23 protein-coding genes and 1 tRNA gene are annotated in these 22,692 nt (G+C 47.5%); 14 read left to right on the forward strand and 10 right to left on the reverse strand.

The genetic code is table 11. From position 1 onward, the window contains the following. Positions 1–96: 96 nt before the first annotated feature. Together H6F88_RS23235 and H6F88_RS23240 are read left to right on the forward strand one after the other, a co-directional pair. Positions 97–660, forward strand: coding sequence for a hypothetical protein (locus tag H6F88_RS23235; protein WP_190645113.1), 564 nt, complete (start codon positions 97–99; stop codon positions 658–660). Between the two features lie 295 nt (positions 661–955). After that, the gene (locus H6F88_RS23240) at positions 956–1,363 is read left to right on the forward strand and encodes a response regulator (RefSeq protein WP_190645114.1); all 408 of its coding nucleotides are present in this window, start codon (positions 956–958) and stop codon (positions 1,361–1,363) included. A gap of 435 nt (positions 1,364–1,798) precedes the next feature. On the opposite strand, the gene H6F88_RS23245 is transcribed toward H6F88_RS23240, so the two are convergent. Both H6F88_RS23245 and H6F88_RS23250 read right to left on the reverse strand, forming a co-directional pair. Continuing rightward, positions 1,799–2,614 carry a TlyA family RNA methyltransferase gene (locus tag H6F88_RS23245; protein WP_190645115.1) on the reverse strand — a complete coding sequence of 272 codons (816 nt, stop codon included), beginning with the start codon at positions 2,612–2,614 and terminating at the stop codon, positions 1,799–1,801. Between the two features lie 60 nt (positions 2,615–2,674). Beyond that, positions 2,675–2,748 (reverse strand) — tRNA-Arg (locus H6F88_RS23250). A gap of 201 nt (positions 2,749–2,949) precedes the next feature. Here H6F88_RS23250 and H6F88_RS34155 point away from each other — a divergent pair. From H6F88_RS34155 to H6F88_RS23275, 6 genes are all read left to right on the forward strand, one after another. Continuing rightward, positions 2,950–3,072, forward strand: a complete 123-nt coding sequence (locus H6F88_RS34155) for a hypothetical protein (RefSeq protein WP_277881968.1) — start codon at positions 2,950–2,952, stop codon at positions 3,070–3,072. Between the two features lie 53 nt (positions 3,073–3,125). Beyond that, entirely contained in the window at positions 3,126–3,794 is a 669-nt protein-coding gene (locus tag H6F88_RS23255) for an Npun_F0813 family protein (RefSeq protein ID WP_190645116.1), read from the forward strand. Positions 3,795–3,928: 134 nt separating this feature from the next. Next, on the forward strand, positions 3,929–4,426 hold the full coding sequence (locus H6F88_RS23260; protein WP_190645117.1) for a DUF393 domain-containing protein: 498 nt from the start codon (positions 3,929–3,931) through the stop codon (positions 4,424–4,426). Positions 4,427–4,578: 152 nt separating this feature from the next. Continuing rightward, positions 4,579–5,955, forward strand: a complete 1,377-nt coding sequence (locus tag H6F88_RS23265; RefSeq protein WP_190645118.1) for a glycoside hydrolase 100 family protein — start codon at positions 4,579–4,581, stop codon at positions 5,953–5,955. Positions 5,956–5,987: 32 nt separating this feature from the next. Beyond that, entirely contained in the window at positions 5,988–6,176 is a 189-nt protein-coding gene (locus tag H6F88_RS23270; RefSeq protein WP_190645119.1) for a CPXCG motif-containing cysteine-rich protein, read from the forward strand. A 347-nt stretch (positions 6,177–6,523) separates the two neighbouring features. Beyond that, the gene (locus H6F88_RS23275; protein ID WP_190645120.1) at positions 6,524–9,661 is read left to right on the forward strand and encodes a response regulator; all 3,138 of its coding nucleotides are present in this window, start codon (positions 6,524–6,526) and stop codon (positions 9,659–9,661) included. 22 nt (positions 9,662–9,683) lie between these two features. Here H6F88_RS23275 and H6F88_RS23280 read toward each other — a convergent pair whose 3' ends face one another. Beyond that, the gene (locus tag H6F88_RS23280) at positions 9,684–10,115 is read right to left on the reverse strand and encodes an anti-sigma regulatory factor (RefSeq protein WP_190645121.1); all 432 of its coding nucleotides are present in this window, start codon (positions 10,113–10,115) and stop codon (positions 9,684–9,686) included. A gap of 210 nt (positions 10,116–10,325) precedes the next feature. Here H6F88_RS23280 and H6F88_RS23285 point away from each other — a divergent pair, with 210 nt between their 5' ends. After that, complete coding sequence (locus H6F88_RS23285) at positions 10,326–11,456, forward strand: SpoIIE family protein phosphatase (RefSeq protein WP_190645122.1); 1,131 nt, start codon at positions 10,326–10,328, stop codon at positions 11,454–11,456. 5 nt (positions 11,457–11,461) lie between these two features. On the opposite strand, the gene H6F88_RS23290 is transcribed toward H6F88_RS23285, so the two are convergent. Then, complete coding sequence (locus tag H6F88_RS23290) at positions 11,462–11,797, reverse strand: STAS domain-containing protein (protein WP_190645123.1); 336 nt, start codon at positions 11,795–11,797, stop codon at positions 11,462–11,464. Between the two features lie 494 nt (positions 11,798–12,291). Between H6F88_RS23290 and mrdA the strand changes: the two genes are divergently transcribed. The 3 genes from mrdA (at position 12,292) to H6F88_RS23305 (ending at position 15,698) form a co-directional block, all read left to right on the forward strand. Beyond that, positions 12,292–14,067, forward strand: coding sequence for a penicillin-binding protein 2 (mrdA, locus tag H6F88_RS23295; RefSeq protein WP_190645124.1), 1,776 nt, complete (start codon positions 12,292–12,294; stop codon positions 14,065–14,067). 148 nt (positions 14,068–14,215) lie between these two features. Further along, positions 14,216–14,641: a hypothetical protein gene (locus H6F88_RS23300; RefSeq protein WP_190645125.1), complete on the forward strand. Its 426-nt coding sequence runs from the start codon at positions 14,216–14,218 to the stop codon at positions 14,639–14,641. A gap of 289 nt (positions 14,642–14,930) precedes the next feature. Then, positions 14,931–15,698 (forward strand): MinD/ParA family protein, encoded by a 768-nt coding sequence (locus H6F88_RS23305; RefSeq protein ID WP_190645126.1) that lies wholly within the window; start codon positions 14,931–14,933, stop codon positions 15,696–15,698. A gap of 69 nt (positions 15,699–15,767) precedes the next feature. Here H6F88_RS23305 and H6F88_RS23310 read toward each other — a convergent pair whose 3' ends face one another. Further along, on the reverse strand, positions 15,768–17,321 hold the full coding sequence (locus H6F88_RS23310; RefSeq protein ID WP_190645127.1) for an adenylate/guanylate cyclase domain-containing protein: 1,554 nt from the start codon (positions 17,319–17,321) through the stop codon (positions 15,768–15,770). A gap of 279 nt (positions 17,322–17,600) precedes the next feature. Beyond that, positions 17,601–17,939, reverse strand: coding sequence for a P-II family nitrogen regulator (locus H6F88_RS23315; RefSeq protein ID WP_190645128.1), 339 nt, complete (start codon positions 17,937–17,939; stop codon positions 17,601–17,603). Between the two features lie 253 nt (positions 17,940–18,192). Here H6F88_RS23315 and H6F88_RS23320 point away from each other — a divergent pair, with 253 nt between their 5' ends. Beyond that, positions 18,193–18,831 (forward strand): hypothetical protein, encoded by a 639-nt coding sequence (locus tag H6F88_RS23320; RefSeq protein ID WP_190645129.1) that lies wholly within the window; start codon positions 18,193–18,195, stop codon positions 18,829–18,831. 128 nt (positions 18,832–18,959) lie between these two features. Here the strand turns inward: H6F88_RS23320 and H6F88_RS23325 are convergent, their stop codons facing one another. Beyond that, complete coding sequence (locus tag H6F88_RS23325; protein WP_190645130.1) at positions 18,960–20,090, reverse strand: geranylgeranyl reductase family protein; 1,131 nt, start codon at positions 20,088–20,090, stop codon at positions 18,960–18,962. A 505-nt stretch (positions 20,091–20,595) separates the two neighbouring features. Between H6F88_RS23325 and H6F88_RS23330 the strand changes: the two genes are divergently transcribed. After that, on the forward strand, positions 20,596–20,760 hold the full coding sequence (locus H6F88_RS23330; protein WP_190645131.1) for a family 2 glycosyl transferase: 165 nt from the start codon (positions 20,596–20,598) through the stop codon (positions 20,758–20,760). A gap of 12 nt (positions 20,761–20,772) precedes the next feature. Here the strand turns inward: H6F88_RS23330 and frr are convergent, their stop codons facing one another. From frr to H6F88_RS23345, 3 genes are all read right to left on the reverse strand, one after another. Beyond that, a complete protein-coding gene (gene frr, locus H6F88_RS23335; protein WP_190645132.1) occupies positions 20,773–21,321 on the reverse strand; it encodes a ribosome recycling factor in 549 nt (182 codons plus the stop codon). Then, positions 21,308–22,036, reverse strand: coding sequence for a UMP kinase (gene pyrH / locus H6F88_RS23340; protein WP_190645133.1), 729 nt, complete (start codon positions 22,034–22,036; stop codon positions 21,308–21,310). The genes frr and pyrH overlap by 14 nt, the downstream gene beginning before the upstream one ends. 80 nt (positions 22,037–22,116) lie before the next feature. Further along, positions 22,117–22,662, reverse strand: a complete 546-nt coding sequence (locus tag H6F88_RS23345; protein WP_190645134.1) for a thioredoxin family protein — start codon at positions 22,660–22,662, stop codon at positions 22,117–22,119. Between the last annotated feature and the right edge of the window lie 30 nt (positions 22,663–22,692).

The raw sequence follows: 22,692 nt of genomic DNA on the forward strand, positions 1-22,692 counted from the left end.
ATCCAGGGGAGCAGGGATCAAGTCCTCCTTCTGGCGGTTTAACCCGTCTACCCGTGCTCTTTATAAGATGAAAGTGCAGGATAAAAATTAAGATAAATGACTTCTCAAGAAATCACCGATACTCTAAAAGCGCTATTTGGTCATGCAGTTGAAATCTCTGAACCTGAATCTTGGCAGGTACAGTTAGACAATGTCCGCCTGCTGGTTTTACTGTCCGAGGATCAATCCTGGCTGCGATCGCTTGTCTCGATTGCCCCGGCTCAAGAAGCGCTTCCCTACCTGGAGCAATTGCTCGAAGCCAACTTTGACGAAACTCAGGAGACGCGTTACGCCCTTCACCAGAACGTACTTTGGGGAGTATTTCAACACAGTCGAGCGAGCTTAACGTCAGAAGATTTTAAGGCTGCGATCGCCCGCTTGTTGACACTGCAACAACAAGGACTATCAGCCAGTTTTAATCGACTTGCCGAAACGCAAATTCGTCAGATTGTTCAAGCAGCCAAACTTCAAGGGCAATCCTTGGAGACGACCTTGCAAACGCTAGATCGGTTTTATCAGGAAGGCGTAATGGGAGAAATTGACCAAAGTGCAACCCAACGAGAACAAATATTAGCAGCCTGGCAATATCAATTAGAGCGACTTTGGAACGAAGAGATTTAGAAAACCAGAGCTATTAATACCGTTTCTACATGAAGATGCATATCTTGGAACGTATCCTGCATACGCGGGGCACGTTTCAAGATATGCGTCCTCAAAGAATTGGTATAAGTTCATTACGATCAGATTTGATCGCTTTAGTTTGATAAATTAAGAATGTGTTTCTCTTTTGATCGTCGGAATTGTTTAAAGTATTCGGCAATACATCAGCCTGATCACTTAATTACATCAGTCAACTTGCCCATTTATTTGTTTCACCTGTAAATTAGGGTGAAGGCATAGCACTTGAGATCGGGTTATGGAGAAACGCATTCTTTTTATTGAAGATAACGATGATCATCGTTTCTTGACTCAAGATATGCTTGAGCATTACGGATACACCGTATTTAGCTCTCCTAATGGGGCAAACTTTCTACAATCAATTGCAAGTTTTAGACCCCACGTTATTTTGCTCGATCTCAAGCTGCCTGACAAAGATGGATTTGCGTTACTGGAAGAGTTGCTCCATTCGGGATGGAACAACGTTCCAGTAATTGTGGTTTCTGCATTCACGTTCCGCAGAGAAAAGCTGAGAGCCTTGCACTTAGGCGCACGCCGATATTTGACTAAACCAATCAATCTAAACACGTTGACCCAAGCAATTGATGCTGAAATTGCTAGCTCTAAGCCTGACCTCCATCTTGTTGCTGGCTCTCTTGGCGACTAATAAATTCATCAACTACTTCGTTCATCCTTGAGTAGTCTGCGGAAATAAGCGAAATTAATTCTTCAAACTGCGAGGTTAAATCTGTGAGAGTTTGGAGATGATTGCCCAGATCGTTTTGCGATTCTAAATAGGCTTCTCTGAATTCTTGTGGAGTCATTGCTGAATGTCTGAGTAATCCGTTACATCTATAATTCTCTGTACAATTGTTCTAAAACTAATCGGCTGAATCGCTTAACTCCCACTAACAAAATTGTGTAGAGCATGAATTGGGTTCTCTACATTTTAAAAAGTTCGTGTAAAGTTGCGATCGCCTCCTAGTCTAGCGCTACGTTTGCCCTTTTAAGAAAATACAGCATTCTGAATTTTGTGATTGCTTCTTTATTACTTGCTATTGCCACATAAGATCATTCGCCACTTCTTAAGTATCTTCTCGCCCTACTTTCTCAACTCTTGCTGAGCGATTTTAGTGACCTGCTCAATTTCTGCTAGCGTAGGTGCTACTGCTGAACTTTCCATGTGCAACCACAACAGATATTCAATATTGCCGGCTGGTCCTAACAGCGGTGACCAGGTTAACCCACGATACTGCCAACCCAAATCTTGAGCTGAATCTAGGACTTGGGCGATCGCCCCTGCCTGATCCTGCAAGTCTCGCACAACGCCTTTTTTCCCAACCTTTTCTCGCCCAACCTCAAATTGAGGTTTGACCAGCAGCACCACTTCTCGTGGAGTCTGAAGCAGGTGCCACAGTGCAGGCAAAATTTTAGTTAAAGAAATAAACGAAACATCTGCAACGCCCAGATCAGGATAGGGCTGCTCGGCAATATAAAGCTCTTCGGGTTTCAGGTTTCGCAGATTTGTCCGCTCTCGCAGCACCACACGTTGATCCTGACGCAGGCTCCAAGCGACTTGTCCATAGCCGACGTCTACACCATATACCTGCTTTGCCCCAGCTTGGAGCAGACAATCTGTAAAGCCTCCTGTAGAAATTCCTGCATCCAGGCAAATTCGCTCTGCAATTGGAATCTGGAAAACCTGGAGTGCCCTTGCGAGTTTTTCACCGCCTCTAGAGACAAAAGGCGATCGCTGCTTCACCTGAATCTGAGCCGCAACCTCCACTTCAGTTCCGGGTTTGTCAACAAGTTGCTGATTTACCATCACCTCCCCTGCCCGAATCAGCCGCTGGGCCTGCTGGCGGGAGTCTGCGAGATTCAGTTCCACTAAAAGAGTATCGAGTCGCTGTTTAGCCAAATTTGGGAATGAGGTAAGGAAAATTGGGGTAAAGGAATTACCCTTCACGCCCAAATCTAACGCCCCAGGCTGGACTCGAACCAGCGACCAACTGCTTAGAAGGCAGTTGCTCTATCCACCTGAGCTACTGGAGCATGTATTGAAGCGAATCAGGCTAAGAAGGCTCACTGGTGCCAAGGTGCTGCAATGGCTGCCCTGAACACATTGGGAAACCAAACTTCTCTGTACTAACCTTTTCGCGAACCAATATATAGTATCAAAACAAACGTTATATTGGTTCAGCTAATATCTCAGCTTCTAACACAGGAGTTAGTTGCAGAATAGTTCAACAACAGATGTACACTGAAAACCAACTCAAATCAGTTTTAGATGGGATAGTAAAGTTAACTGAGGCGATCGCTGTTCACGATCAGCTCAATTTAGACGGCACTTTCCATCTGGAGGGCTTGCCTGAATGAGTTTTGCGTCTACCCCGTATCCCTAGTCTTGACAGGAGTAAATTGGCAGCGTCATGTTTATCCTAAAGAGGCAGGATGTTGAAATCTCAAGCGTTCAGCATCCAAAAAGGGATCAGCAAATTCCAATTCTGCAATATCAGGGGCAAACTTTTCGTCTGATTAGCGTCTTTAACGCTTCCCAGGAAGAGGAAGCCAAAGCTTTTTGGCGAGATCTAACCGACAATCGGGGCAAAGCCTGCGTCCTATTAGAAGAACCTGAACGCTATAGCGTGTGGGGCAAAGTGCGTCTGGAGCAGCTTGGGGTTGATCCTGATGCTCAATCCGATGATGAAACTACACCGCATTTCATCCAGGCGTGTTTGTTATTGTTGCAGGCGATGTACATCGACATCGAAGATTTGCTGGGAGCCAGACAAGTCGGCTTATTTCAGAAAGAGATCACAGCAGTCTTTCAACAGGGGCGCTTCCCTCAAACTGAATCGCCTGCCGCAATTAACCAGCTATTGACAATTGACCCACTAGCATCGCTACAAATTCCCTCCTGGCAAGAACACCATCTGAACACGCTGCTGCGAGAACTGCACCGAATCGGGAAAGAGCATTTTGGTAATGCAACCTTCACAGAACGAGTCATGGATGCCTTGCAAGACATGTCAGCAAAAGATCGAACGCAATTCTTAGGTTGGTTGAAGCAGTCTCCATACGGTAAGGAGTGGTTGTAAGTTCGCGATCGCAAATTCGCGAACGATCGCTGTTATGAACAGCACTGCTTAGAGCTAAATGTTAAGTTTTGTGAGGTTAGACTATAGAAAGATACTTATCTTCCTGATTGAAACAGTTAGCTCCAAGTTTGCTTATGTCTCCGTCAAACTCTCGAAAATCAACAGTGACCACAGCAACTCCTGCATCCTCTGGTCCGACGTGGCAGATTAAGCTGCTGTATGACGGTGAGTGTCCGCTGTGCTTACGAGAAGTGAACTTTTTACAAAAGCGAGATGCGGGTCGCGGTCGAGTCGCGTTTGTTGACATTGCTGCTGATGATTATGCTCCTGAAGCCAATGGCGGTGTTGACTTTGAAACCGCAATGGGACGTATTCACGCTGTGCTGCCCGACGGCACGGTGATCAAAAACGTTGAGGTGTTTCGTCGAGTCTACGAAGTTCTGGGGATCGGATGGATTTATGCGGTCACCAAGTTGCCTATTGTTGGTCATTTGGTTGACTGGCTGTATGAAATCTGGGCAGATAAACGGTTGACTTTGACTGGACGAGCGGACTTAGCTACCCTTGTTGCCGATCGCCAAAAGCGGCTTGAATGCAATACTCAAGAGCGCTGTCGCCTGCCTGACAAATAGCAGGTTTGGTTTGTAGCAATTTAAACCGGGTCTGTAACGATTTGAGTGGGCGATCGCCTTACCATAAACCTATGAGCTTCTTAGTTTGTCGTATATCTGTAGAGTAGGCATTGCCTGCACTTTTTGGTGTGTAGCTTAGAGAGGACTAACGCTTGAGCGATCGTTTAATCGTAGAACAAGCCTGGGACGCGCTTGAACATTCAATTATTTATTACCAGGGTCGTCCTGTTGGCACGATCGCCGCTTGCGATCCAGACATCTCAGCATTGAACTACGACCAGTGCTTTATTCGAGATTTTGTTTCCTCGGCGCTAGTCTTTCTAATCAAAGGAAGAACCGACATCGTTCGCAATTTCTTAGAAGAAACTCTGAAATTGCAGCCCAAAACAGGACAGCTGGACTGCTCAAAGCCCAGTCGCGGGCTAATGCCAGCCAGCTTCAAAATTGCTTCCCAAGGCGGCAAAGAATACGTAAAAGCAGACTTTGGTAACCATGCGATCGGTCGAGTTGCACCGGCAGATTCTTGTCTGTGGTGGATTGTCCTGCTCCGAGCCTATGTCATTGCTAGTCAAGACACCGACCTAGCCCATCAAGCCGATTTTCAAGAAGGAATTCGCCTCAGCCTAGAGCTTTGCCTTGTCACTCGGTTTGATATGTATCCGATGGTGCTAGTACCCGATGGTGCAGGCATGATCGATCGCCGTATGGGGCTTTACGGACATCCTCTAGATATTCAAGCGCTGTTTTATGCAGCCTTGCAAGCCAGCCTAGAGCTTTTGGTTCCTAGCCCGGAAAACCAATTTATGATTCAGGCGATCCAAAGTCGTCTGGTACCTTTGCTCAGACAAATTCGAGAAAATTATTGGCTCGACTCCGATCGCCTCAACGTTATCTACCGCTTTCAGGTAGAGGAATATGGCGAAGAAGCACTCAACCAGTTCAACATTTACTCCGACTCCATTCCGTTTTATCGGCTGGCAAACTGGCTACCGGAAGCAGGTGGCTATCTGGCAGGTAACCTGGGTCCGTCTCAACTCGACTGCCGCTTTTTCTCGTTGGGAAATCTACTAGCCGTGATCACTTCGTTAGTGGATGAACAGCAATCTCACAGAATTTTGAATTTGATTGAGTTGCGCTGGAGTGATTTGGTCAGCCACATGCCGATGAAGCTCTGCTACCCAGCGTTAGAAGACACAGATTGGAAAATAGTTACGGGTGCTGATCCTAAAAATCGCCCCTGGTCCTACCACAATGGCGGAAGTTGGCCCGTGCTGCTCTGGATGCTGACGGCGGCAGCTAAAAAGATGGACAGAGGTGAGTTGGCTCACCATGCGATCGCCATTGCAGAACGTCGACTCGTGTTAGACCAATGGCCCGAATACTACGACGGACCAGATGGACGGCTAATCGGCAAAGAGGCACGAAAATATCAAACCTGGACGATTGCTGGTTACCTACTTGCCAAAGAACTAATTGCGAACCCTGATCATCTGAAACTAGTTACTTTTGATCCCGTTCTTCCCGGGTAATTGATTCTTCTGGGTAAATCAAATCATTCCTTATGCAGAATACAGCAGAGTATGGATGCGCCTACTGTGGTGAGACTAACCTCACTTTCATTGATTTAAGTGCAGGTAGCCAACAGTCCTATGTCGAAGACTGTCAGGTGTGTTGTCGCCCCAATATTCTTTATGTTCGGATCGATGAAGACACCCTAGAGATTGAAATTGACACTGAATACGAAGGCTAAACCTGTATGTCTCTAATCATGCTCGCTTTTAGCTTGTTCTTGGGATTACTGATATTAGATGTAATAGCTTATTTACCACTAAATTTGCTAACTTTGTTTCAGCCTCCTAGGTGGCTCATTTGGAGTGTTGTCTTTGTTGTTGCTGCATGGTGCATGGGTGAATCAGAGTAGTGATTTAAAGGTGAAGTTTTGGTTTGGATAGACCCGTTATATTGCAATTCATCTGTATCTAAATCTCCTAATCACTGATGTAAGCAGCAGCAAAACCACGCTCGTACCCGTTCGAAAAAAGCTTATCGGTATAGAAGGGTTGCTTTTGCCTACTTTGCTAATTGTTTGCTAATCGCATGACGCAGCACCAACAGGCAGAACTAGAAATGAGGCGATGGAGTCAACTGCTTCAGGGCGTTGCGCGAGCCACTAACCAGCTTCTAACCAGCACAAACTATAGCCTGGCGCTCGACGAAGCCTTGCAGATTCTTGGACAAGCTGCTGAGGTTGACCGGATTTGCATTTTTGAAAACCACCTGGTACCGGGTAAATCATCGCTACATACCAGCCTTCGCCATGAATGGACGCAAGATCCTAGCTTGGCTCAGTTAGGCAACCCGGCTCTACAAAATTTGCCCTACAAAGAGTCCTGCTATTGGTACAACACACTGCACCGAGGCGAGACGATCGCCACTCTGGTTAGAGATTTACCATTCCCTGAACAGTCCCTACTGAAAGCACAGGGCGTTTTGTCTATTCTAGTGGTGCCCATTCTAGTCAACGGCAATTTCAATGGGTTTATTGGCTTAGACGATTGCCATTCTGAGCGTCAATGGTCTGAAGCCGAAGAATCTACTCTGCTAGCGTTGGCAGGAGGAATTGGCGGCGTTTTAGAGCGACGACGAGCAGAAGCAGAACTGCAGCGTCAGAATCAGCGATCGCAGCTCCTCGCAGACATCGCCCTCCGTATTCGTCAATCGCTTAACCTGGAAAAGATTTTGACCACTACTGTAGCCGAGGTCAGACGCTTCCTTCGGGCTGACCGGGTACTGATGTATCGCTTTGAGCCTGATTGGATGGGCAGGGTCGTGGTTGAATCAGTAGAACCGCCGTGGACAGCTGCGCTAGGCGAATTGATTGAAGATACCTGCTTTAAAGAGGGGCAGGGCGAGCAATACCATCAAGGGCGAATTTGGGCTGCTGACGACATCCAGCAGGCAAACCTGACCCCTTGCCACTTCGCCTTGCTAGACCGCTTTCAGGTACGGGCAAACCTAGTGGTGCCAATTCTTGCTAGTCATCAGCTTTGGGGCTTGCTGATTGCTCATCAGTGTGGACAACCTCGCCAATGGCAGAGCTTTGAAGTGGAATTTTTAGGACAGCTTGCTAACCATGTAGGCATCGCAATTGTTCAGGCACGGTTGCTGGCTCAAGAGGTGCAGCAGCGGCAGCAGCTTGCACAACAAAACCTGGCGCTAGAGCAAGCTCGCAAAGAAGCAGAGCAAGCCTCTCAAATGAAAAGTGCGTTTCTGGCGATCGTCAGTCATGAAATTCGTACACCCATGAATGCTGTTCTAGGCATGACCGGTTTGTTGCTAGATTCTCAGCTCAACCCTGAACAGCAAGATTTCGTAGAAACGATTCAAATGAGCGGTGACAGTCTGCTGATGTTAATTAATCAAATTCTAGATTTCTCCAAATTAGAAGCTGGAGAAATGGAGTTAGAAGTTTTAGATTTTGATTTAAAGAACTGTGTTGAAGAAGTTGCTGAACTTTTGGCAACCAAGGCACACGAAAAAGGAGTTGAAGTTGCAACTTTAATTTATCGCAATGTGCCAACTTATCTACGCGGTGATGCCAACCGCCTGCGGCAGATTTTGACCAATTTGGTTAACAATGCAATCAAATTTACAGATGTTGGAGAGGTCGTTATTCAAGCGGCATTAGTAACAGAAACACCGTCTTCGGCAACTGTCATGTTTTCCGTCTTTGATAGTGGCATTGGCATTGCGCCAGAATCTCAGGCAAGGCTGTTTCAGCCCTTTTCTCAAGTCGATGCTTCAACGACTCGCAAATATGGAGGAACGGGGCTGGGATTAGCAATCTCCAGACAGCTTGTGGAATTGATGGGTGGACAAATTGGGCTGGAAAGTACCTTAGGGCAAGGGTCAAAGTTTTGGGTTTCACTTACGTTTGATAAGCAGATTATTCCCCCTGTTCCGCCTGTCGCTAAAGAAACGATTCAAGTGTTGAGTGGGTTAAGGCTGCTGATTGTTGATGACAATGCAACCTATCGCAAAATTTTGCGCTATCAAGCAATGGTTTGGGGAATGCAAGTGACTGAGGCTGAGAGTGCGGCGATCGCTCTGCAACAGTTGCGTCAAGGTGCTCTGTCTGATGCTCCCTACAATCTGGCGCTCTTAGACATTCAGATGCCAGAAATAGATGCAAAATCACTAGCGCAACAAATTAAAGCTGACGCTACTTTGGCAGATACCCACTTGGTTATGATGATGACCTCCGTTGATTTGGCATCCGGTGTTCATCGGGCATTAGAACTCGATTTTTCTGCCTATCTAGTAAAACCCGTGAGACAATCACGGCTTTTGGAATGTTTTCTATCTCTTGCCTCTGACAGTCTTGCCAGCACCGAAAATCCACAGGAAGTTACCCAGGAGGTCCCGCCAGAGCGTCCAGCCGCCGTATTGCCTGCTGAATCTAACCTCAAAATTTTGTTAGTCGAAGACAATGTTGTTAATCAGAAGGTAACGTTAAAACAACTCAACAGTTTGGGATTTAAGGCAGATTTAGCTGCTAATGGTCAAACAGCTATAGAGGCGATCGCTCAGATCGATTACGATATCGTTTTGATGGATTGCCAAATGCCCATACTGGATGGATACGAAGCAACTCGCCTGATTCGTAAAATGGAGCAGGAAAGGCTAACTCAACGTCAAACTGTGATTATTGCAGTTACTGCTAATGCGCTTCAAGAAGACCAGGAGAGAGCGATCGCCGCTGGGATGGACGATTACTTGAGCAAACCTGTACGTAAGGATGTATTAGCCGCCATGTTAGATCGTTGGGGAAAAGCCATTCTGACAGATTCAGCTGCCCTGCAAGATCAGTCAACGACGCCCGATGCGGCGCGTGATGCCCTTAACACTCAACTCAACTGGAAGCATCTGCATCAAATCTCTGACGGCAACCGCGAATTTGAACTGGAGCTACTACAAATTTTTGTTGAAGACAGCCAAATTCACCTTGAAACATTGAAAGGGGCGATCGCTAATCAAGACCTGTGGCAAGCTGAACAGGCTGCCCATCACATTAAGGGAGCCAGTGCTAACGTGGGTGCCAAAATCATGCAGGCTGCTGCGGAGCATCTAGAGCAGCAGGCTCGCCAAAAACAGCTTCAAACCCCTGAGCGTTTTCTAGCAGAAATTGAACTGTCTCTTGACAAAATTCGAGCCTTCGTCGAAGCCAAAATCTGAACTGGAGTTGGGTTCTTAACCCTTAAGCAGAGGCGCTAAAATTCTTCGCAATAAGCAAACAGTTTCGGCGATCGCCAGTTTGGGTATAGGTAAGTGAATCTGATAGTTGTTGCATCAACTTTAAGCCTCGTCCTCCTTCTGCATCAGAATCGACTTCTAGCGGCATCTGGTTTAATTGTTGGTTTAAATCAAACCCTGATCCAACATCCCAGATGCGAATCTCCAGTAGCTGGTCAAACAAGGTAATTTCTATATCGATCGGTGTCTCTTGAGGAGAGTTTTTATGGGCATGGCGCACTGCATTTGTAAAACCTTCTGCTAGAGCTAACTGGCACTGTAGCCAGATCGAGGGTGGAATAATAGCGCTGTTAAACTGATCAAACCAAGACAGAATATGAGTCAGCGCACCAAGATCTGTATTAACTTGAAGATGTGCTTGTTTAACGACTTCCAACTGAAAACATCCTGATATAAAAAAATGTCTAATGCTGACAACGTGGCATTTCGTAATGTGTATAGTCTTGCAAAATCAAACCTTAAACATCGACTCGGAGCGCTATACGTTAATGATCTATAGCAATCCTAAATGGATTGTGAGAGGCACACCTCTGAGAAACGCGCTTCTCACAAATCACTTATCTCACACTTGATTTAGGACTGCTATATGGCACAAATATTAGTCATTGATGACGATCCTATTATTAGATTAATTTTAAGAAAATCACTCCAAGGTCAAGGGCATACTGTTATAACAGTGGACAATGGTGAAGCTGGGTTAGAGCAGGCACAAAACCTTCACCCAGCATTAATTATTTGTGACTGGATGATGCCCGGAATTGATGGACTGGAAGTTTGTCGGCAGGTCAAGTCCAACTTAGAGCTTTCCACAACATTTTTTATCCTACTAACCGCCCGCGGTGCAACAGCTGACCGTGTTCAAGGTTTGGATACAGGTGCGGATGATTTTCTCGCTAAACCAATTGAGCTGACCGAGCTACAGGCAAGAGTGCGGGCTGGACTGCGATTACATCAGCTTACCCGTGACCTGCAAACCCAAAAACAGCTTCTAGAGGCAGAATTAGCAGAGGCAGCCGAATACGTGCGATCGCTGCTCCCTGCTCCCTTGGTCGGCAAGATTTCTATCGATGCCCGGTTCATCCCCTCTCGCCAGCTGGGGGGAGATTGTTTTGACTATTTTTGGCTCGACCCAGACTATCTAGTCATTTATCTACTCGATGTTTCAGGACATGGATTAGGAGCAGCTTTACCGTCAATCGCAGTATTAAATTTGTTGCGATCGCAGTCCTTACCCGATGTCAACTTCTACCAACCCCATGATGTTCTTCGAGGGTTAAACGAAACCTTTCAAATGAATAGCCAGAACGAGAAATATTTCACGATTTGGTACGGCGTTTATAATCAGGCTAAACGTCAGATGACCTACGCGAGTGCTGGACATCCACCCGCAGTTTTGGCATCTAACACTGAAAATGGAGCGTTAGAAGTTCAGTTGCTCAAAACTCCAGCGCTACCGGTCGGCATGTTAACGGACGTTTCCTTTACAAGTAGCCGTTGCGAGATTCCAGTAGGCGGTAATCTATATGTGTTTAGTGACGGCGTTTATGAAATACGTCAAACCAATGAAGAAATTTGGGGACTAGAGCCGTTCATTGATTTACTAACCAAGCAGGGAAATACTTCTAACCTGGATGAACTGTTAGAAACAGTTCATTTGCTCAGCAACGAAGCAGCCTTTAATGACGATTTATCCCTACTTAGAGTTCGTTTTGATTAATCTGCCTAAATTGAATTAGTACAAGTCGTTAAGACTTGCTGGTTAAACTCTGCTCGATCTGTAAATACCTCAAACACTCGATCCATACTGGTGAGTTCAAATAGCATTTTCACCTGATCATTGATTGAGCAGATGTAGAGCTTGCCGCCTGCTGCTCGAACTGTTTTGAGTGCGACAACTAGCGCGCCTAAGCCTGAACTATCAACAAACGTCACGTCTTTCAAGTCGATCAATACAATTCCTGCGTTTTGTTCCACTACATCAGCAACCTCGCGTCGAATTTCGGTTGCTTTTGTGCTGTCTAGGATGCCAGCAGGTTGTATCACTTTGATAGTTTTCATGGCTTATGTCCAAGTGCGGCGTTGGATGAGGGCTACTACCTCTTCATACTGCCCACATTGCCTCTAGCTCTAACGTGTGAGAACGCGATAGCCATGCATGAAAAACTGAAACAGAAACTGCAAAACAGGTGACGTTGGGGTAAAACACCTGCTATGAATTGGGAAACAACAGTAGTCCTGTCACCTTGAAGTTAGTGCTTTCCTATCCTAAAAATTGCTGGGTGCTGTTTTTATTGGTGCAAGCTCAGCTCAAGCTGACAAAGATAAAAGTTTTAGCGAAGTTTTAATCTTCGTCTTGTACTCTACTTGCAACCCCCATCAGTGTCTTAACCGCTAAAAATCCGGATTTGGATCACTCATTGAGGGATGGTAACAAAGCAAGGGGCTTAAAAATTTCTATATAAGTGCCCGAGGGAACTGCAAATTTAACCGCAAACCGAGAAATTTGTGAAATCCCAAGACACCGTACACTAAATTTTGCGGACGCAGTGCAGATGGCTAGTGGAATTTCTTATGCATCCGATAGACGCTCTGCCAAAACTTCCCTGCTGCGATCAGCCAGCCGGGACAAGTTGGTATGGCGTGGAGTATTTTTAATGCTTTTTACGACTGCAATCATGAGCGCATTTGTGGTGCGTCTCACTCATTTGCAGTTGGTTCAGGGCGAGTTTAACCAGCGCCTTGCAGAACAAAATCGGGTTCGACTGATCCCGATTCCTTCTGATCGAGGCAATATTACTGATCGCGACGGGAAACTGTTTGCAGCCAACCGGTTGGCTCGTTCTGTATATCTTTGGCCGCGTCAACAGTCACCCGAACAGTGGCAGGTGACGGCTTCTCGCCTCAGCCCGTTATTAAATACGCCAGCCGCAGAAATCATTGAGCAACTGGAGAAGGCGGGCTACAACTCACCGATGCCTGTCCGAATTACTCAGCAACTCAATCAAAGTGCGTTTGTCGCTTTGGCTGAGCAGTCGGCTCAGTTTCCTGGTGTAGAAACGATCGCCGAGTCGAGTCGCTATTATCCTCATGGCGATTTGGCAGCTCACGTGCTGGGCTACATTGGCGAGGCGACTGAGGAAGACTTGAAGGAGAACCCGGATTATCCATATGGCATGATCGTGGGGCAAATGGGGATCGAGCGGTTAGCCAACGCTGAGCTAGACGGTCGCTGGGGCAGCCGTAAGGTTGAGGTGAATGCACGAGGGCAAGAATTACGCTGGATGGGTACGGACCCTGCTGTGGCAGGTAATCAGGTGCGGTTAACACTGGATTTGGATTTACAGCAGACGGCTGAGCGAGCGCTTGCTCAACGCCGAGGGGCAGTGGTGGTAATGGATGTAAAAACGGGGGCAGTGCTGGCGATCGCCAGCGGTCCTAGCTTTGATCCCAACATCTTTACCCGTCGCGTTACAGAGTCAGAGTGGCAACAACTCAACGGAGACACCCAGCCGTTCCTAAATCGGGCTTTGCAGGGCTATCCTCCTGGCAGCACATTCAAAATTATCACAGCCGTAGCGGGCTTGCAGTCGGGTAAGTTTTCTCCCAGCTCTATCGTGAATACCTACGCTTCGATTAATGTTGGTGGCACAGTTTTCAATGAGCATAGCGGTGGCTACGGTCCGATTGGGTTTCGCAAGGCGATGGCGGTCAGCAGCAATACCTTTTTCTATCAAGTTGGCATTGCCGTTGGGCCAGAGCAAATCGCGCATTGGTCAGAAGCACTGGGCATTGGGATCACTGATTTGGGGTTAGATGGAGGCAGCCGGGGATCTGTGCCTACCCCAGCTCAAAAAGAAGAACTGTATGGCGAACCCTGGTATACGGGTGACACGGTGAGTATGTCAATTGGGCAGGGTTTGGTTCAGGTTACACCATTGGAGATGGCTGTTTTGACAGCGGCGATCGCTAATGGTGGCTGGCGCGTCAAACCCCACTTGCTCACAAGTCAAACTGAAACCCTGTCCGCAGAAAGAGTCGCAACTGGCATAACTCCAGAAAACCTTGAAGCCGTTAAGTCTGGATTGGTTGCAGCTGTGCAGGAAGGAACTGCTCGTCGGCTAAATGATGGTTCTATTCCTTTGACGGCTGGCAAAACGGGTACTGCAGAAGTACCGGGTCAAAAAGATAACGCGGTATTCGTGGGTTATGGACCGGTGGATGATCCTCAGATTGCGATTGCAGTAGTTGTTGAAGGTGGCGGGTTCGGCGGAGTAACTGCTGTCCCAATTGCCCATGAAATCTACAAAACCTACTTTGGACAGCGCTGATCGGCAGCTTGGTTAGGGAGGAATTTTAGAGGTAGAAGGATTGTTTTACCTCTAAAATTCCTCCCTAAAGCAAGGGCTCTAAGGTTTAGGGTGTAGATGTAAGTCGTTGGCTTACATTTTGTACCTTAGCTAAAGGGAAAGGTTTCCCATGCGCCAGATTATTTTTGTCTGCTTAACGCTCGTGCTGTTGATACTGGTAAGTGCTTGTAGTCCAGCACTGAATTCGGACGCGGTTAACCTGGAGACAGCCCCATTGGAAGCAGATAGCCCATCTCCAACGGCAACAACCACATCTCCTAACCCAGTAACGGTTTTGCCTGCTGCATTAACAGAGCGCCTAAAATCATTTTTGGTAGCGGAGACGGCGATCACCAGTGAGGCGATCGCCCTACAACAGTTTGAACCAGTAGATTGGAATAACGCTTGCATAGGAGTTCCCAGTCCAGAAGAGTTCTGTGCTGAGATGATCACACCCGGATACCGCATCGTGTTCAACACTCCTAATGGAGCTTATGTTGTGCACACAGATCACTCAGGGCAAACAATTCGCCTGGCTGAAAGTCCTTCTGATTAACGTCCTTAAAGGTAGAAAAGGGCAGGGGTAACGTCTACCAATTTGCATTACATTGGCGTTATGATGCTACACGCAACCAAGGTAGAGACTTGCAGAAAAATTTTCTGAATTGGGAATACCTACTCTCAAAATGATTTTCTGGGAATCAAACCAGATTAGGCTGAATCAGGGTGAACTGACTTGAATGTTGAGGTTGAGCTAGCAGCAGATCCAAATTGAAGATAGGTTGTTTTAGCCACAGTAAGATGCATTCGGTTGTCTCCAACTTCCTTCGGCTAGAGGTAAACCCATGTCTATGATCGTTTCGATCCATTCCTACCGTGGCGGAACAGGTAAGTCCAATTCAACCGCTAATCTGGCTGCAACGATTGCCCGTCATGGCTATCGGGTTGGTGTGGTCGATACTGATATTCAATCTCCTGGAATTCATGTTCTCTTTGGTTTTGATGAAGACCAGATTGACCGCTCGCTCAATGACTATCTTTGGGGTCGCCGTACTATCCAGGAGGTTGCCTATGATGTCACCTCAGTTTTAGAGGGAAAAGGCACTGAACGCAGCAAGCTCTTCTTAGTACCTTCTAGTGCCAAAGCTGGAGAAATTGCCAAGGTGCTGCGAGAAGGCTATGACGTAGGATTGCTCAATGATGGCTTTCAAGACCTGGTTAAAGCGTTGAGGTTGGACTACCTGCTAATTGATACGCATCCGGGACTCAATGAGGAAACGTTGCTGTCGATCACCATTTCTGATGTGCTGGTGCTAATTTTGAGACCCGATCAGCAGGACTATCAAGGAACGGCCGTTACGGTGGATGTGGCTCGTAAGCTAGAAGTTCCTAAGCTGTTAATGGTGGTTAACAAAGCGCCCACCGTCTTTGATTTTGATTTACTCAAGCAAAAGGTTGAGGAGGCTTATAGTGCTGTAGTCGCTGGAGTTTTGCCTCACTCTGATGAAATGATGGTGCTGGCTAGCGCAGGCATATTTTCGGTGAAATATCCTCAGCATCCCTTGAGTCGAATTGTGGAAGCGATCGCTCAGCAAATTATGAGCAAACGCTGATCCTCGACTGTCACTCTAGACGTGATTTTAGAGCAGAAGGCGCACTCCTTCTCGTCTTTTTCGGTACTTCTATAGCTGGCTTTGCAAGGCAAAGATAGCGGTTGGTAAAACTTTGCCCTTAAGGGCGATCTTCCCTAATGGCCCACCGCTGAACTGGGGGGCGATCGCTCCATAAACCTGCTCCGTCACCAAAATCTGATTGGGGGTTGCCTGCATGGCCAATCGCGCTGCCGTATTCACGGGATCACCGAGAATATTAAATTCTCGCCTGCCTCTGGGTTCACCAATCTCGGCAGCAAATACAAAGCCAGACGCAATTCCAATCCGGCAGGTGACTTCTGCAGGTTGACCTTCAACCATCAGCGTAGACAGTTTCATCACGATTTCCTGTATTGCTGTAGCTGCTCTAGCTGCCCGCACAGCGTCATCCGTGTGAGCATCCAAAACGCCAAAATAGATTAAAACGTCTGACCCAACCAGATGATAGGTGACTTTTTGTAGAATGCCGCCATGCGATCGCACTGCCGCATGAACTAAGGCAAACGTGCGCGAAAAGCTGCCGACTACATCCTTAACCTCATCTGAGGTCGCTTTATCTATCGACTCCGGAAAGCCAACCAAATTAACAAAAACGACGGTAGCTTCTGGAAAATTTGGTGAAATTTGGCGTTTTGCAGCACTTTCAACTAACAAATTGAGGATTGGCGTGGACAAATAGCTGGCAAGCGGCTCAATTCGCTTTACTGCTTCTTGAATTTCAGCAATCAATCCTTGTGGGCTGCGATCGAGTAAGAGGGAGCTGGAAAGGCGGCGACGACTGGGTGTGATGTCATATTCCCCTAGCTGCTCCAGCATGAGGTCATCCTTGACCAAGACATGATCTGCATTGAGATCTGCATTCAGAGACTCAAGCCGAAATTTGCTCCGAAGGCGATCGCCCACCTTATCCGTCAGACAAACTCTGCCTACCTCACCTGCCCCCTCCGCATATTTTGCTTGCTGTACCGTACTACCCAATAGCACATGCGCCATTCTCATCGGTGTGCCGATGTCTGCTGTAAGAAAGCGTCCGGTATGAATCCCCACCCGCATTTCAAGACAAAATTTGCCTTGAGGCGTTTCTATATCCTTAAAATGAGCCATTGCCCGCTGCATTCGCAAGCCTGCTCGCACTGCCTGAGCAGCATCACTCTCATATGAGTCAGCTAGAAACTGTACCAGTATTGCATCCCCTGTGAACTCAAGCAGATCGCCACCTGATTTGCTTACGATCTCGACCATCTCGGAGAAATAGCGATTGAGTATGTCCAGCAGCAGCAGCGCGCCTTGCTGACCGTGGGCTGCGTTTGCCTCCATTAGAGGGGTAAAACCTGCTAGGTCAGTGAATAACAGCGTGCCCTCTTGCCAGGAATAACGCACCTCACCTGGACAGGGCGGCAATTCTAGAACCTGCCGGGGCATATAGCCGTGTAAAACATGTTGAAGCGTTCGCAAATGCTCAAACACCCGCATTAAGCTATTGGGCAACGGCTCAACCCAAATTTCTGCATATAAGCTAGCAGGCAAAAGCTGCCGCAATCGTAACTCAATTGCTGCCAAATCAGGAGCAGAGTCAAACAGCATCAAGTTCTACCAATGGAATATGAACTGAACTATAGCAATTCTCCATTTGTAGAAATTGTTTTAAAGGCTAATCGCCTTGCCTGTTCAAGTTCAGTTGGTAGGGCAGAACCTTCAAGTCAAATTTCGATTCGGGTACACAAAATTTCTGCCTGAAAGCCTCGCTCCAAAAAATCAGGCACAACTTTCCCTCTTGTCGAGATGTGATAACTCGCTGTCTCGGCAAGAGGGAATAGAGTATGCCCTGGAAGGGCAGTGTGTTGTTTAAAGGGCTTTTAGTGTTTAGATGGCTTCTAAGTTTTTCTCGCCTGTACGAATGCGGATGATTTCGTCCACGGGCGTGATGAAAATTTTGCCATCGCCAATTTCGCCAGTGCGGGCAGCGACGATAATTTTTTCGACGACCATGTCAACCTGATCATTCTCTACAACGATCTCGACTTTCAGTTTTTGTAAAAATTCAACTGTATACTCTGAACCGCGATAGCGCTCGGTCTGTCCTTTTTGCCGTCCAAATCCTCGAACTTCAGAAACGGTCATGCCGACAATGCCTGCATTTACCAGTGCAATCTTGACTTCATCTAGCTTAAAAGGGCGAATAATTGCTTCAACCTTTTTCATGTATCCCTTCACTCCTTACTCGGTTCACTAATGCGCTTACTAGCATGAATGTTTCTACCACCGCTAGGAAGTGATATTTTGTAACATTCAATACATTTTACGGTAGAGCTATCAATCCTCATCTTGCCACTACCGTCTTTCAAAATCGGGTTTTGTTTAACTTGCAATCTTTAAGGAATACGAAGTAGACAAATTCCAGATTGAGCGGATTGGGCACTACTTAGCATAATGGCAGTAGGGAGGTTGGGGAATTATGGAGCAGGGCATTAATTTGGTGACAAAGGTCAAAAGTCAGGTCACAGATCGGCTGACAGCAATGTTTGGAGAAGCTCAGAACGCTGCTGCTAGTTTTTCTGAGCAGGCAACCCAGACGATTGCCCAGCCTATTCATCAAACTAAAGCAACCCTAACTGAAACGGCAGCAAGTGCTAGGACCTCCCTGGATGGAATGATTGGTGGAACAATGCAGCGCGGTGGACGTATGGGAAATGCTTTTGGAGAAGGAATGCAGAACGTTGTCTTAGGTTCCTTTCAAGACTGGCTGACAACTCACCCGATGTTGGCGTGGCTGATTACGCACCCGCTCTATGCTTTGGTGATCGGGCTGTTGCTGTTGGTGCTGCTGTGGGGACTGATTGGGGCGATCGCTAACCTGGTGCAGCAAGCCTGGGTTGCTTTACTTCACGCCCCGCTGAGGCTGATTCACTGGGTCTGGTGCAGCATCATTAGTTTGTTTACGGTTGCTACCTTGCCTAAGTCCGCTCCTGAACCAGACAAAAACCAGCGGCTAGCCGACCTGCTGAACCAACTAGAAGCAATTCGCCTGCAACAAGATCAACTGCTTGAAGAAGTGAAAGCGATTCTGGCACTAGAAGCCTCTAAGCAACCTTGAAAGGTTTGAAATTTAAGCTTCGCTTGGGGGCGTAGCATTCGGGCAGAAATCCTCGGTCTGGTTCAGAGTTTATCTGCTGAATGCTACGCCCTTAAGGACTGCGGTAGTGGAAGGGTAACTGTAGCAACCTATCCCATACCCGGGATCAGCCCCGCACCTAGCCGCTTCATCGCTCGATTAGCAACGTCTGCATAACGCAGCTCGCCACACAAGATTTTGACCATCCGCTCAGTTGCGGAAGGGCGCTTGACTCCTACCCGGTAGCCAATGCCAGGTGCCCGGTAAAAGATCCCAGCGAGGCGTTGGGCCCAGACCATGTCAGCGCCCCATTCATCGCTAATGACTTGGGTATAACGTTCCAGGGCATTTTTGTCCCCAGCGATCGCCCCATCAATTGCCTCTGCTGCTTTTACTCCAGTAAAGATGGAAGGACGAATCCCTTCAGCAGTAAACGGATCAACAACACAGGCAGCTTCACCCGCTAGCAGCGCGTTTTGCGTATGCAGCTTTTGGTTGCCATCCCACAAGCAAAGCGGATGTCCATATTGCTGCGTGGTCTTTAAGTCAATGCCAAACAAGGTAGCGTATTCGGTCAAGATTGCTTTGAAATCTTGCTGCTCACCGCCCCGGAAGGTGCCTACGCCAATCGAGTAGCCATCTGCCTTAGGAAAGTTCCAGATATAGCCGTTCTTGACCATACCAAACTCAAAATGAGCAGATTCGGGGTCTTTCACATTTGCTGCTGCTTCGGCTTCTAGCGCTCCCGCAAAACGGCGTTTGCGGTCTTTGAAACCAAGCCATTTTGCCATTGACCCTTTAGCTCCATCCGCTGCAATCACGTAGCGTCCGGTGACGGGCCCATTTGCAGTATTAACTTGCCAGTGGTCACTCTTAAACTCAATTCCTGTAACTTCGGTATTGTCACGGAGTTCTGCGCCTTGCTTCTGCGCCTGCTGCACGAGGAAATGGTCAAATACATCCCGCCGCACCATCCAAATGGGTTCTGAGTCCTTTAGCTTTGCTTCGACTGGATCGCCCATTTTCCAGGTATAGCGAATCGCATTGACCTTGATTGAAATCGCAGGGCTAAAGTCGAAGTCAAACCACTCAGCTACTTGTGGCGATACGCCACCGCCACAAGGCTTATAGCGGGGCAGGGAAGCTTTTTCTAGCACTAAAACTGAGCGTCCGCGCTTTGCCAGATGATATGCCGCAGTGCCACCGGCTGGCCCTGCGCCCACAATAATGCAATCAAACATAAGCTTTGAATCTAGCTCCTAGTACACCAAATTGATCTGGTAGTTACACTGGGCATTCTGCTACTCAACCCCAAAACTACGTAGTTCACAGTCTAGAATCCAGGCTGGCTGTGATCACGTTTTTAGCGAAAAGTTTTCTGAAACTTCCATGAAGGAGAGTTGAAGAATCAGCTTTGATGCTTCAACTCTGAGGAAGTTGATGCAGTTCTTTATCTTCAATGCGTTTTGTTTACCCAAAAATCCGGACAGTGCTAAGCAATGCCGGACAGTGAATCCTTGTATGTGACGGAACAGGCATTGTGCTTGTGATTTAGATCAAATTGGACATTTGCACGGAGTACAAAGTCCTGATGAAGCTCATAGGATTGTGTATGAAAGATTGATGAAGTCACCTTGAGTCAAAAGGGTACTTCCAGGATTAGACCTTCTTCATGCTGTGGGCTGTGGCGAAACCATCGCCCACAGCATTTATTCCAAGCTTGTTGTGATTCACGAGGATAGGACTATGATTTGGCAACTTTGCATTCAATACGCCAACGGCAGAGAGCGGGTTCTGCGCTCCTACAAAAATCGTGACGCTGCGCTCAAATGCGTAGATGCAATTTATGCACATGGCTATCCTCTGCATGTCGCTTACGTGGTGCGTCATGCACAGGTGCAAGTTGCATAAAGATTTGAGTCGTTAAACCTTCAGGATATCGGCTTCTTTTTCAGCCAGAAGGGTGTCTACTTTGGCAACGTACTTATCGGTCAGTTTCTGGATATTGTCCTGGATATCACGAGCCTCGTCTTCCGAAATTTCGCTACTTTTTTCTTGCTTGCGAACTGCGTCGATCGCATCTCGGCGAATGTTCCGGATCGCGACTTTGCCTTCTTCTGCAAACTTAGCAGCAACTTTGACTAATTCTTTACGGCGATCGCTAGTCAATGGTGGAATGTTTAACCGAATGGTGGAGCCATCATTATTCGGCGTTAATCCAATATCTGACAGCGAAATGGCCTTCTCAATCAGATTCAAAGCACCCCGGTCGTAAGGTTGAATCGTAATCGTGCTAGCGTCAGGGGTGTTGATGCCAGCCAGAGATTTGAGCGGCGTGGGGCTGCCGTAATATTCCACCATCACCCGATCTAAAATCGCTGCGTTTGCTCGCCCAGTACGAATCGTGTTGAAGGAGCGCTGAGTCGCTTCAATCGATTTCTGCATCTGGCTTTCAATTTCAGCTAATTTCACAAGAACCTCTCACAATTGTTCCAATCGGCTCTCCCATCACGGCTCGGCGAATATTCCCCGAAACGGAAAGGTCGAACACGATGATAGGTATATCGTTATCTTTGCACAGAGCGATCGCCGTGCCATCCATCACGCGGAGGTCTTGGGTTAACACATGCCCGTAGGTCAGGGTTTGAAAGCGGCGAGCATTTGGATTTTTTCTCGGATCAGAATCATAGACTCCATCGACCTTAGTTGCCTTAAAGACAACCTCGGCGTTGATCTCAGCCGCTCTCAGTGCCGCTGTCGTATCTGTGGTGAAGAATGGGTTGCCCGACCCTGCTCCAAAGATTACGACCCTGCCCTTTTCCAAGTGGCGAATTGCCCGACGGCGAATGTAGGGTTCAGCTACTTCCTGCATCTCAATCGCCGTTTGGACGCGTGTCGGAACGCCAATTTGCTCTAGTGCATCTTGTAGCGTCATTGCGTTCATCACCGTGGCAATCATGCCGATATAGTCAGCCGTTGCCCGATCCATTCCGGCTGCCGCGCCCTTGACTCCACGAAAGATGTTGCCGCCACCGACGACGATTGCGACTTGCACTCCGTTTGCGACGACGGCTGCGACCTCTTGAGCGATGTCTTGCACAACTTTTGGGTCGATCCCATAGGAAAGGTCGCCCATCAGTGCTTCACCGCTCAGCTTCAACAAAACCCGCTGGTAAGTTATCCCCATGCAGTGACAATTTTTAACTCAGGTTGCTCCACCTAAGATAACAGCACAGGTGTAATTCCGTGAAATTTAGGTAGCCACTTTTACTGCCGCCATTTCACAGAGCAGCCGACCGAATTGGTGGAAGGTACTGTGACTGAGCCGTGAGCCAAGAGTTGGGCAATCGCATCCCGTAAATAACTCACCCGAACTGCATCTGGATCTTGAGGGCTGTCATCAATCAGCCCACTGTAGCGGAGAATACCTGAGCGATCGATCAAAAAGGCTTCTGGTGTTTTCTCTGCTCCAAAAGTTTTGGCAACATCCTGAGTGATGTCACGTAAGTAAGGAAAATTAAGCTGCTGTGCTGCTGCAAACTGTTTCATATTCTCGAAACTGTCATCGGGATAGCGCTTATCGTCATTGGCATTGATCCCAATCAACGTAAATCCCTGGCTCTGAAAATCGGTCTGAATCTGCTTTAAACGGCTCAGATATAGCTGCACATAGGGGCAGTGGTTACACATAAAAATCACGCCCACTGCTGGAGCTTTCTCCAGGTAGCGAGCTAGATGATGCACCATGCCGTCGATTCCCGGCAGTTCAAAATCAGGAGCGTAGCTGCCGATGGGGGTTCCTGTTTTTTCCATGAGAGCTTGCGTTGCCTGACTAAAGGGGTC

The organism is Oculatella sp. FACHB-28 (assembly GCF_014696015.1).
Taxonomy (GTDB): domain Bacteria; phylum Cyanobacteriota; class Cyanobacteriia; order Elainellales; family Elainellaceae; genus JAAUTN01.

Bases quoted from the DNA above. Each gene is read 5' to 3' on its own strand.
- H6F88_RS23235 (WP_190645113.1), top strand. From the start codon at position 97: ATGACTTCTCAAGAAATCACCGATACTCTAAAAGCGCTATTTGGTCAT.
- H6F88_RS23240 (WP_190645114.1), top strand. From the start codon at position 956: ATGGAGAAACGCATTCTTTTTATTGAAGATAACGATGATCATCGTTTC.
- H6F88_RS34155 (WP_277881968.1), top strand. From the start codon at position 2,950: ATGTACACTGAAAACCAACTCAAATCAGTTTTAGATGGGATAGTAAAG.
- H6F88_RS23255 (WP_190645116.1), top strand. From the start codon at position 3,126: ATGTTTATCCTAAAGAGGCAGGATGTTGAAATCTCAAGCGTTCAGCAT.
- H6F88_RS23260 (WP_190645117.1), top strand. From the start codon at position 3,929: ATGTCTCCGTCAAACTCTCGAAAATCAACAGTGACCACAGCAACTCCT.
- H6F88_RS23270 (WP_190645119.1), top strand. From the start codon at position 5,988: ATGCAGAATACAGCAGAGTATGGATGCGCCTACTGTGGTGAGACTAAC.
- H6F88_RS23275 (WP_190645120.1), top strand. From the start codon at position 6,524: ATGACGCAGCACCAACAGGCAGAACTAGAAATGAGGCGATGGAGTCAA.
- H6F88_RS23285 (WP_190645122.1), top strand. From the start codon at position 10,326: ATGGCACAAATATTAGTCATTGATGACGATCCTATTATTAGATTAATT.
- H6F88_RS23290 (WP_190645123.1), bottom strand. From the start codon at position 11,797: ATGAAAACTATCAAAGTGATACAACCTGCTGGCATCCTAGACAGCACA.
- mrdA (WP_190645124.1), top strand. From the start codon at position 12,292: ATGGCTAGTGGAATTTCTTATGCATCCGATAGACGCTCTGCCAAAACT.
- H6F88_RS23300 (WP_190645125.1), top strand. From the start codon at position 14,216: ATGCGCCAGATTATTTTTGTCTGCTTAACGCTCGTGCTGTTGATACTG.
- H6F88_RS23305 (WP_190645126.1), top strand. From the start codon at position 14,931: ATGTCTATGATCGTTTCGATCCATTCCTACCGTGGCGGAACAGGTAAG.
- H6F88_RS23310 (WP_190645127.1), bottom strand. From the start codon at position 17,321: ATGCTGTTTGACTCTGCTCCTGATTTGGCAGCAATTGAGTTACGATTG.
- H6F88_RS23315 (WP_190645128.1), bottom strand. From the start codon at position 17,939: ATGAAAAAGGTTGAAGCAATTATTCGCCCTTTTAAGCTAGATGAAGTC.
- H6F88_RS23320 (WP_190645129.1), top strand. From the start codon at position 18,193: ATGGAGCAGGGCATTAATTTGGTGACAAAGGTCAAAAGTCAGGTCACA.
- H6F88_RS23325 (WP_190645130.1), bottom strand. From the start codon at position 20,090: ATGTTTGATTGCATTATTGTGGGCGCAGGGCCAGCCGGTGGCACTGCG.
- H6F88_RS23330 (WP_190645131.1), top strand. From the start codon at position 20,596: ATGATTTGGCAACTTTGCATTCAATACGCCAACGGCAGAGAGCGGGTT.
- pyrH (WP_190645133.1), bottom strand. From the start codon at position 22,036: ATGGGGATAACTTACCAGCGGGTTTTGTTGAAGCTGAGCGGTGAAGCA.
- H6F88_RS23345 (WP_190645134.1), bottom strand. From the start codon at position 22,662: ATGGAAAAAACAGGAACCCCCATCGGCAGCTACGCTCCTGATTTTGAA.